Raw genomic sequence first — 10,038 nt, 5'->3', positions numbered from 1 at the left:
CGGCCTGCTCGGCGGCGTCGGCGCGCCGCTTGTCGGCGGCCTTGCGGGCCTCGTCCAGGACCTGCTCGCCCTCGGCGCGCGCGGCGGCGCGCAGGCCTTCGGCCTCGGCTTCGCCGTCGGCCTTGACCTGCTCGGCCTCGGTGACGAGTTCGGCCGCTTCCGCGGTGAGTCGCTCGGCCTCCGCCGTGGCCTCGGTGATGAGGGTGTCGGCCTGCTCGGCGGCGTCGGCGCGCCGCTTGTCGGCGGCCTTGCGGGCCTCGTCCAGGACCTGCTCGCCCTCGGCGCGCGCGGCGGCGCGCAGGGCTTCGGCCTCGGCCTCGCCGTCGGCCTTGACCTGCTCGGCCTCCGCGAGAAGCCGGGCCACCTCCTCGCCGATGCGCTCCGCCTCGGCCGTCGCCTCGCCGATCAGCGCGTCCGCCTGCTCGGCCGCGTCGGCGCGCCGCTTGTCGGCGGCCTTGCGCGCCTCGTCGAGGACCCGCTCGGCCTCCTCGGCGATGCGCTCCGCCTCCGCGCGGGCCTCGCCGACGACCTTCTCGCCGGCCGCGGCCGCCTCGGAGCGGATCCGGTTGGCGTCCTCGCGGGCGTCCGCCCGGGTGCGGGCCGCGTCCTGCTCGGCCGAGGCCAGTGCGTCGGTGACCTCGGTCCGTACCCGCTGCGCGTACTCGGCGGTGTCCGAACGGAGCTTCTCCGTCTCCGCGACGGTGTCCGAGCGGAGCTTCTCCACCTCGGCGGCGGTCTCCGAACGCAGCTGCTCCGCCTCGGCGAGCGCCTCCGTGACCGTCCGCTCCGCCAGCGCCTTCGCCGCCTCGGACTCCTCCTGGGCGCGCTCGCGCGTGCGGTTGGCGTCCTCGGTGGCCCGCTCCCGCTCCTCGTAGGCGTCGGCGCGGACCCGGTCCGCCTCCTCCTGCGCCTCGGTGCGGGTGCGCTCGGCGGCGTGCTCGGCTGCGCTGCGCAGGCCGGCGATCTCCTCCTCGGCCGTCTCGCGCAGGCCCGAGACCGAGTCCCGTACCTCCTGCGCGGTCGTCTCGGCCGTCGTGACCAGCTCGGTCGCGCGGGCCTCCGCCTCCTCGACCAGGCGGTGCGCCTCGGTCTGGGCGTCCTCGACCCGCTTGCGGGCGGAGGCGAGCAGCTCCTCGCTCTGCTCCCGGGCCAGTTCGCGCTCGCGGCCGGCCTCGGAACGGGCCGAGTCCAGCGTCTCCTCGGCCTCCCGGCGCCGCCGGTTGGCCTCCTCCCGGGCGGCGGCGAGGGCCTCCGCGGCCTCGGCGGCGACCCGCTCGGCGGCGGACGCGGCCTCGGCGCGCAGCCGGTCCGCGGTCTCCTGCGCCTCGGACTTCAGCCGCTCGGCCTCGGTCTCGGCGGACTCGCGCAGCGCGGTCGCCGCGGTCTCCGCCTCCGTACGGGTGGTGGACGCGTCCGCGGCGGCCTCCGCGCGCAGCCGCTCGGCCTCGGTCTCCGCCTGCGCCTGCAGCGTACGGATCCGCTCGGCGGCCTCGGTGCGCTGCCGCTCGGTCTCCTCGGCGGCCTCGCGCCGGATCCGCTCGCCCTCGGCGCGCGCGTCGGTCAGCTCCTGGCCGGCCGACGCCAGCTTCGTCTCGGCCTCGGTGTGCAGCCGGGCCAGCTCGTCGGCGGCCTCCGCCTGCCGGGCCGCGGCGGCCCGCTCGGCGTCCTCGCGCAGCGCCGCGGCGGCGGCCTCCGCCGCCTCCTTGACGGACTCCGCCTGCTCCTCGGCCTCGGCGCGCATCCGCTCGGCCTCGGCCCGGGTGCGCTCCAGGGTCTCCTCGGCCTGGGTGCGCAGCGTCTGGGCGCGCTCCATCGCCTCGCCGCGCACCCGCTCGCTCTCGGCGCCCGCGCTCGCGCGCAGCTCGTCGGCGTCCGTGCGGGCCTTGGTGAGCAGCTCCTCGGCGGTCTTCGCCGCCTCCTCGATCTGGCCCACGGCCTCACGCCGGGCCTCGCCGCGGATCCGCTCGCCCTCGGCGATCGCCTCGGCGCGCAGCTGCTCGGCCTCGCCGCGCAGCCGGCGGGCCTCCTCCTGCAGCTCGACCGTCTTGGCGCGGTACTCCTTGGTGTCGTCCTTCGCCGAACCGAGCAGCTCGTCGGCCTGCTCCTCGGCGGTGTGCCGCAGCCGGTCGGCCTCCGCCTCGGCCTCGCGGCGCAGCCGCTCCGCCTCCTCGGCGGCCTTGCGGGTGGTCTCCTGGGCGTCCGCGGACGCCTTGGTGAGGATCTCCTCGGCCTGCCGGGCGGCCCTGGCGAGCGCGGCGGCGGAGTCCTCTGCGGCGGCCGTACGGGCCTTCTCGCCGGCCTCCGAGACCATCTTCTCGGCGGCGGCGGTGGCCTCCCGGAGCTGCTCCTCGGCCTGCTCCTTGAGCGCCTCGGCCTCCTTGGTGGCCTCGCCGACCAGCCGGGCGATCTCCGCCTTCGCGGTACGGGTGCGCTGCTCGTTGGCGGTCTCGGCGCCGGCGATCTGCCGGGCCGCGGCGTCCTTGGCCTCGGCCAGGGTCCGCTCGGCCTCCGCGCGGGCCTCGCGCAGCCGCTCCTCGGCCTCCTGGACGCGGAGCTCGGCCGCGCGGGACAGCTCGGCGGCCTCGCGGCGGGCCTGCTCGGTCTCGGCCGCGGTGCTCGAACGCAGCTGCTCGGCGTGGCTGGTGGCCTCCTGCGCCTGGCCGGCCGCGGTGTTCAGGAGCCGCTCGGCGTCCTTGCGGGCGCGCAGCAGAATCGCTTCGGCCTCGGCCCGGGCGGCCTCCGCGTCGGCGCCGACCCGGCGGCGGGTCTCCTCGGTGATCCGGGCGGCCTCGGCGCGGGCGGCGGCGAGCGAGGCCTCGGCCTCGGCGCGCGACTCCTCCATCAGGCGGCGGGCCTGGGATTCGGTGCGGGCGCGCAGCTGCTCGGCCCACGCCACGTTCTCGTTGACGTGCGACTCGACCGTCTGGCGGCGCTCGTTGAGCTCCTGGTCGAGCTGCTGGCGGCGGGTCACGGCCTCGGTGTGCAGCTCGGCCTGCAGGCGGGCCTGCTGCTCGGCGTGCTCCTGGAGGATGCGCTGCGTCTGGGCGCGGGCCTCGCGCAGCTCGCGCTCGGCGTCCTGGCGCAGCTGCTCGGCCTGCATCTGCGCGTTGCGCAGCATCTGTTCGGCCTGGTAGCCGATGTCCGCGCTGTCGTAGGCCGGCCGGGACGCGATGGTGCGGCGCGCCTCGTGGAGCTTGGCACGCAAGACCTCGACCTGGTAACCGAGGTCCTCGGCGTGCTGGACGGCCTTCTCCCGCTCCTTCTTCAGCCGCTCCATCTCGGCTTCGAAACGCGAGAGATGGTCGTCTTCAGCTCGGTGGCTCTCCTGGCGTTCGTAGCCCCGCACTGCGCGGTCCATCCGTCCCCTGGTCGCAACACTCCAACGAGCACGCCCTCACGGCCGAGGACGGGCCCCCGGGAATTCGGCGCAGATCGGACGACCCCGACATCCCGACTTCGGTGCCGCGCGCACGCAGCCCCGACCGGCCCCGGCCCGGAGCCGCCCACTCTACCGGGCCGGGAATCCGGAGGTCAGTGCTCCGCTGAGGAGTGGTCAGCGGACGGCTCTGCCGAAGTGACCAGTTCCGTCAGGACACCGTGGCAGTCCTTGGGGTGGAGGAAGGTGATCCGGGAGCCCATGGAGCCGATCCGCGGCTCGTCGTAGAGGACCCGGACGCCCTTGTCGCGGATGGCCGCGGCGTCCCCGTCGACGTCGGCGGTGCCGAAGGCGATGTGGTGCACGCCCTCGCCGTTCTTGGCGAGCCACTTGCCCACCGCGGAGTCCTCCCGGGTGGGCTCCAGGAGCTGGAGGTAGGAGGCCCCGCCGTCCGAGGTCTCGTTGATCTTGAGCATGGCCTCGCGGACGCCCTGCTCCTCGTTGACCTCCTCGTGGAACACCTCGAAGCCGTAGGTCGCCCGGTAGAACTCCACGGTCTCGTCGAGGTTCCGGCAGGCGATCCCGATGTGGTCGATACGCGTCAGCATGCCTCCAGTGCAGCGCCGACCGGATGGTTACGCAACGTGCGCGCCGTCACACCGGCAGGCCGGTGACCCGGCGCGCCACGGCTCAGTACATTGGCGGTAAACCCTCGTTCACTCCTCATCCCAAGGGGCTGCGCCTCATGTCTGGAACGACCGGTACCACCTCAGTGATCGTCGCGGGCGCCCGCACGCCCATGGGTCGCCTGCTGGGCTCGCTCAAGTCCTTCTCGGGCGCCGACCTCGGCGGCTTCGCCATCAAGGCCGCCCTGGACCGGGCCGGCATCGGCGGCGACCAGGTGCAGTACGTGATCATGGGCCAGGTGCTCCAGGCGGGTGCCGGGCAGATCCCCGCCCGCCAGGCCGCCGTCAAGGCCGGCATCCCGATGAACGTCCCCGCGCTCACCATCAACAAGGTGTGTCTGTCGGGTCTCGACGCCATCGCGCTCGCCGACCAGCTGATCCGCGCGGGCGAGTTCGACATCGTCGTGGCGGGCGGCCAGGAGTCCATGACGAACGCCCCGCACCTGCTCCCGAAGTCCCGCGAGGGCTACAAGTACGGCGCCATCGAGATGCTCGACGCCATGGCGTACGACGGCCTCACCGACTCCTTCGAGGGCATCGCCATGGGCGAGTCCACGGAGAAGCACAACACCCGCCTGGGCATCCCGCGCGAGGTCCAGGACGAGCTCGCCGCCCTGTCGCACCAGCGCGCCGCCGCCGCCCAGAAGAACGGCGTCTTCGAGGCCGAGATCACCCCGGTCGAGATCCCGCAGCGCAAGGGCGAGCCGGTCGTCTTCTCCCAGGACGAGGGCATCCGCGCCGAGACCACCGTCGAGTCCCTCGGCAAGCTCCGCCCGGCCTTCACCAAGGACGGCACCATCACCGCCGGCACCGCCTCGCAGATCTCCGACGGCGCCGCCGCGGTGGTCGTGATGAGCAAGGCCAAGGCGGAGGAGCTGGGCCTGGAGTGGATCGCCGAGATCGGCGCCCACGGCAACGTGGCCGGCCCGGACAACTCGCTCCAGTCGCAGCCGTCCAACGCGATCCTGCACGCCCTCAAGAAGGAGGGCCTGGACGTCTCCGACCTCGACCTGATCGAGATCAACGAGGCGTTCGCCGCCGTGTCGCACCAGTCAATGAAGGACCTCGGCGTCACCCCTGAAAAGGTGAACGTCAACGGCGGCGCCATCGCGCTCGGCCACCCGATCGGCATGTCCGGCGCCCGTCTGGTGCTGCACCTGGCCCTGGAGCTCAAGCGCCGCGGCGGCGGCGTGGGCGCGGCGGCCCTGTGCGGCGGCGGCGGCCAGGGCGACGCCCTGATCGTCAAGGTCCCCGGCAAGTAATCACCTCAAGGAGCAGCTGCACATGGTGGACGTCCCCGCACTGGTCGACCAGGCACGGGAGGGCCGGCCGCGCGCCGTGGCCCGGCTGATCTCGCTCGTGGAGGGGGCGTCCCCGCAGCTGCGCGAGGTGATGGCGGCGCTCGCCCCGCTCACGGGCAACGCCTACGTGGTGGGCCTGACCGGCTCGCCCGGCGTCGGCAAGTCGACCTCGACCTCCGCGCTGGTCTCCGCGTACCGCCGGGCGGGCAGGCGGGTCGGCGTGCTCGCCGTAGACCCGTCCTCGCCGTTCAGCGGCGGCGCACTCCTCGGCGACCGGGTGCGGATGGGGGAGCACGCCTCCGACCCGGGCGTCTACATCCGCTCCATGGCCACCCGCGGCCACCTGGGCGGCCTCGCCTGGTCCGCCCCGCAGGCCATCCGGGTCCTGGACGCGGCCGGCTGCGACGTGGTCCTGGTGGAGACCGTCGGCGTCGGCCAGTCGGAGGTGGAGATCGCCTCCCAGGCCGACACCTCGGTCGTCCTGCTCGCCCCGGGCATGGGCGACGGCATCCAGGCCGCCAAGGCGGGCATCCTGGAGATCGGCGACGTGTACGTGGTCAACAAGGCCGACCGGGACGGCGCGGACGCCACCGCCCGTGAGCTCAACCACATGCTGGGCCTCGGCGAGGCGCGCGGGCCCGGCGACTGGCGGCCGCCGATCGTGAAGACGGTCGCGGCGCGCGGCGAGGGCGTCGACGAGGTCGTGGAGGCCCTGGAGAAGCACCGGGCCTGGATGGAGGAGCACGGGGTCCTGGCGGAGCGCCGCCGGGCCCGGGCGGCCCGCGAGGTCGAGACGATCACGATCACGGCCCTGCGCGAGCGGATCGGCGACCTGCACGGCGACCGGCGCCTCGACGCGCTCGCGGAGCGGATCACGGCCGGTGACCTCGACCCGTACGCGGCCTCGGACGAGCTGATCGCGAGCCTGACGGGCCACTGACCGGCGAGACGGGAGGGCTCGGGCACGCACGTGCCCGAGCCCTTTTTCGTGCCGCAACCGGCCTGCCTCAACTGGCCCTGTCCGTACGCACGTTGGCCGATGGTGAACCCGTTGACGGGCCGGGGGCGTCCTGCGACGCTCGTGTCATGGAGGGGGAGCCGGAACAGACGGAGCGGACGGGCGACCAGAGGAAACACTGGACGACGGTGCTCGCCCGGGCCGCGGTGGCCCGGCTCGCTCCGGACGAGCTGGCCCTCTTCGAGGAGACGGCCACCGCGTACTTCGCCCGGCCCGCGGCCGGGCGCACCGCACGAGCCGGGACCGGCGCGCCCCGGACCGAGCCGCTGGGCATGGGCATCGAGATGGCCGTCGACCTGCTCACCGGCGCGGCGCTCGCCGTCTCCGCCGAGGTCGCCCACCAGTTGTCCACGGACGCGGGCCGCGCCGTCGCCGAGCGCACCCGCCCCTGGCTGTCCCGCCTCCGCCTCCGCCGCCGCCCGGCCCCGCCGGCCGAGGAGCCCGCCGAGCCCCTTCCGGAGCTCGATCCCGCCGCACTCGCCCGCATCCACGCCCTCGCCCTCACCCGTGCCCGCGCCCTCGGCCTCCCGGACGAGCGCGCGGCCCTCCTCGCGGACGCGATCGTCGGCGGCCTGACCGTCCGCCCGCCGTCCGAAGAGCCGTCCCCGGCCCCGCCGGACGCGGCCGGCACGTCTCCGTCCCCGTCCCCGGCCCCGGCCCCGGCCCCGGCCCCGGCCCCGGCCCCGGCCCCGGCGGAGGATCGGGGCGATCCTGGCGCGCCCGGCACCACCCAGGACCCCGGGGCCGGGGAGGGGGGCGCGTCGTGACGGACGCGTCCGCGTTATCGGGCCGGGTGCGGCCGGATCCGTTCGCGGTGACCTCGGGGACGACCCTGCGGTTCGGGCTGCTCGTGCTGGCCATGTCGGCGGCGGCGACGACGGTAGGGGTGGCCTGGACCGGCTGGCTGGTCGTGCCGGACGGTGCCGACCCCGAGGCCATGCGGAACTGTCTGTTCGGGATCCTGGACGACGTGCGGGCCGGGCGGCCCGCGCCGGATTCCGAGCAGTGGGCCCGGATGTGCGGAGGCATGTCCCCGCTTCGGTCCGCGCTGGTCACCGTGGTGCCGCTGGCTCTGTTCTGGGCCGCCGTCCTCGCCCTGTACTGGGTCCGGCCCGCGCTGCGGGTCCGCCGTCGCGGACTGCGGCCGTTCCCGGTGGCCGCACTGCCCGGGACGGCACGCGAGCTCGACCGGCTGCGCGAGCTCTCCGGCGTGCGCGAGCCGGTCGGCTTTCTCGTCGACCTGCTCGATCGCGGTGTCACCGGACTGGCGTTCGGGCGGCGAGGCCGCCGCCACATCGTGCTGGCACGCGGACTGCTCCAGCTGTACGAGCGGGATCCCGTCGCCTTCCGGGCGATCGTCCTGCACGAGCTGGCCCATCTGCGGAACCGGGACGTCGACATCGCTTTCGTGACGGACGCCGCCTGGTTCGTCTATCTGCGTGGCCTGCTGGTGCCCGCCCTCCTCACACCGCTCACCCCGTGGCTGAACCCGGCCGGCTCCGGGCCGGTGCTCTTCTACCTGCTGAGCGCCGGCCATCTCGTCCTCGTCGGCGTGGTCGTCCCACTGGCCCGCAAGTCCGTGCTGCGCAGCAGGGAGCTGCACGCCGACGCCCGGGCCGCGCTCGTGCCCGGCGGCGCCGAGGGGCTGCGGGCGGTGCTCACGGCCGAGGCCGCCGCCCGGCCGCCGCAGCAACCCCGCCCCTCCCGCCGACGCCGCCACCGAAAGGCCGGGCGGGCAGCCCCGCCGGCCGAACCTGTACCGCCGCTGGCCGAACCGGCACCGCGGCTGACCGAGCCCGTACCGCGGCTGGCCGAGCCCGTACCGCTGTCGACGGAGCCGGCACCGGGGCTGGCCGAGCCCGTACGGCCGTCGGCCGAACTGGCACTGCGGTCGGCCGAACCCGTACCGCCGCCGGCCGAACCCGCACCGGGGTCGGCCGAGCCCGCACCGGGGTCGGCCGAACTGGCCCCGCGGCTGGCCGAGCCCGTACGGCCGTCGGCCGAACTGGCACTGCGGTCGGCCGAGCCCGCACCGGGGTCGGCCGAACCTGCACCGCCGCCGGTCGAGCCCGTACGGCCGTCGGCCGAGCCCGTACCGCGACTGGCCGAGCCCGAATCGCTGTCGGCGGAGCCGGCACCGCGGCTGGCCGAGCCCGTACCGCCGTCGGCCGAACCGGCACCGCGGTCCGAATCCGCAGCCCCGTCGGCCGAACCCGCACCGCCGCCGGCCGGCGTCTCCGACCCCGAGGACGTTCTCGCCAACCACCCCGGTCCCCGGGCCCGGCTGCGGGCCCTCGACGATCCCGGGCTGCTGTTCGGATTCAGCCCCGGCAGCGCGCTCGCGTTCGGGGTGGCCGCCGGCTTCGCGTACGAGCCGGTGATCGGACTGACGTCGGAGATCCCCGGCGTCGACCGCTACGGGGCGGTCGCCCTGCTGCCGCTGGCGCTCGTCCTGGGCGCCGGTCTCGCGCTCGCGATCTGGCGGGCCGAGCTGGCCGCCTTCCTCACGGGCGGGCGCTGGCGGCAGGCCGACAAGGCCGGGCGGTTCCTCGGTCTGGGCCTGGCCATCGGCAGCGCGGGCGACGACTACTACGCCCTGACGACGGGCACGGTCATCGGGATCTCCCCGTGGACCCTGCTGCTCTCCCAGCTCACCCTCGGCACCGGTGGCTATCTCGCCGTCCGCTGGATCGCGGGGGCCGCCCGCTCCTGGGTGCCGGTCGCGATGGCGGTCCGGCGGCCCGGCGCCGTCCTCGCCGGGCTGGTCGGCTGCACGGTCCTGCTGGTCGCCCTCTGGCTCGCGTATCTGCTCCAGCTCGGCGGCTGGTCGGAGATGCTCGGCTGGAACGGGCCCGTCGCCGGACTCCCGGACGGCCTCCGCTTCCCGGTGGCGGCGGTGCTCGCCCTGCTGCCGCCCTCGTCGGCGGCGATGACGGCGCTGCTCGCGGCGGTCGCGCTCGTGCCGCTGCTCGGCGGCCTCGCGGCCCGCCGGGCCGCCACCCGCGGTGCCGTGCACCCCGGCCGCTGGCTGCTCGACCCCGTACCGCCGCAGTGGCGGCCGCCGGAGCCCGAGCCGGGTCCGGGGACCGCGCTGCGGGCCGCCGCGTGGGTCGGCGGCGGGGGAGCGGTGCTGTGCTGGGCGGTGCATGTGCTCAGTGCCCTGTGGCTGCCCGAGCTGCTGCTGTGGAGCCACTTCCTGTACGGGCTCGTCCTCGCGGCGCTCGTCCAGGTGGTCCTGGCCCTGGTGGTGGAGCGGCGGGTACGCGGCCGGGCGCGGGAGCTGAGCCCGCTGCACGGCATCCTGGCGGCGGCGCTCGCCGGCCCGCCGCTGCACGTGGGGCTGCTGGTGTCCCGGGACCACTTCGGCTGTCTGCACTGGGGGTTCGCCGCGGAGGAGTACTGCCGGTTCGTCCCGACCGGCGCGGAGTGGTCGATCGCCCTGCGCTTCCAGTGGTGGGGGCTCATCGCCGCGTGCCTCGTCCTGCTGCTGCGCGTCGGGCTCATGCGCGCCAAGAAGCGGCCGCAGGGGTGACGGGGGGATCGGCGGCGGCAGGGGGAGGGACCGCAGGCGTGGGGGGGGGCCCCCCCCCCCCCCCCGGGCCCCCCCCCCCCCCGGGGCGCCCCCCCCCCCCCCCCCGCGGCCGCCCCCCGGCCCCC

General features: G+C 75.8%; 6 protein-coding genes. 4 read left to right on the top strand and 2 right to left on the bottom strand.

The features are described from left to right. Both scy and mce read right to left on the bottom strand, forming a co-directional pair. Window positions 1–3,358 (bottom strand): polarized growth protein Scy (gene scy / locus ACIRSU_RS14710; protein WP_403792000.1); only part of this gene is annotated, 3,358 nt, incomplete at its 3' end. Between the two features lie 173 nt (window positions 3,359–3,531). Continuing rightward, entirely contained in the window at window positions 3,532–3,984 is a 453-nt protein-coding gene (gene mce / locus ACIRSU_RS14705; RefSeq protein ID WP_403791999.1) for a methylmalonyl-CoA epimerase, read from the bottom strand. A gap of 137 nt (window positions 3,985–4,121) precedes the next feature. Here mce and ACIRSU_RS14700 point away from each other — a divergent pair, with 137 nt between their 5' ends. From ACIRSU_RS14700 to ACIRSU_RS14685, 4 genes are all read left to right on the top strand, one after another. Then, complete coding sequence (locus ACIRSU_RS14700; protein ID WP_403791997.1) at window positions 4,122–5,324, top strand: acetyl-CoA C-acetyltransferase; 1,203 nt, start codon at window positions 4,122–4,124, stop codon at window positions 5,322–5,324. Between the two features lie 22 nt (window positions 5,325–5,346). Further along, window positions 5,347–6,303 (top strand): methylmalonyl Co-A mutase-associated GTPase MeaB, encoded by a 957-nt coding sequence (gene meaB, locus ACIRSU_RS14695; RefSeq protein ID WP_403791994.1) that lies wholly within the window; start codon window positions 5,347–5,349, stop codon window positions 6,301–6,303. Between the two features lie 146 nt (window positions 6,304–6,449). Then, complete coding sequence (locus ACIRSU_RS14690) at window positions 6,450–7,148, top strand: hypothetical protein (protein WP_403791993.1); 699 nt, start codon at window positions 6,450–6,452, stop codon at window positions 7,146–7,148. Beyond that, window positions 7,145–9,913, top strand: coding sequence for a M48 family metalloprotease (locus ACIRSU_RS14685; protein ID WP_403791991.1), 2,769 nt, complete (start codon window positions 7,145–7,147; stop codon window positions 9,911–9,913). The genes ACIRSU_RS14690 and ACIRSU_RS14685 overlap by 4 nt, the downstream gene beginning before the upstream one ends. The last annotated feature ends 125 nt before the right edge of the window (window positions 9,914–10,038 follow it).

Source organism: Streptomyces sp. NPDC101160 (assembly GCF_044768205.1).
GTDB lineage: Bacteria > Actinomycetota > Actinomycetes > Streptomycetales > Streptomycetaceae > Streptomyces.
Note: the sequence above shows the minus strand (reverse complement) of the source record. Positions and strands in the feature narration are given on the sequence as shown.

What these genes read in the sequence shown, in the direction of transcription:
- mce (WP_403791999.1), bottom strand. Translation starts at nt 3,984, where the DNA reads ATGCTGACGCGTATCGACCACATCGGGATCGCCTGCCGGAACCTCGAC.
- ACIRSU_RS14700 (WP_403791997.1), top strand. Translation starts at nt 4,122, where the DNA reads ATGTCTGGAACGACCGGTACCACCTCAGTGATCGTCGCGGGCGCCCGC.
- meaB (WP_403791994.1), top strand. Translation starts at nt 5,347, where the DNA reads ATGGTGGACGTCCCCGCACTGGTCGACCAGGCACGGGAGGGCCGGCCG.
- ACIRSU_RS14690 (WP_403791993.1), top strand. Translation starts at nt 6,450, where the DNA reads ATGGAGGGGGAGCCGGAACAGACGGAGCGGACGGGCGACCAGAGGAAA.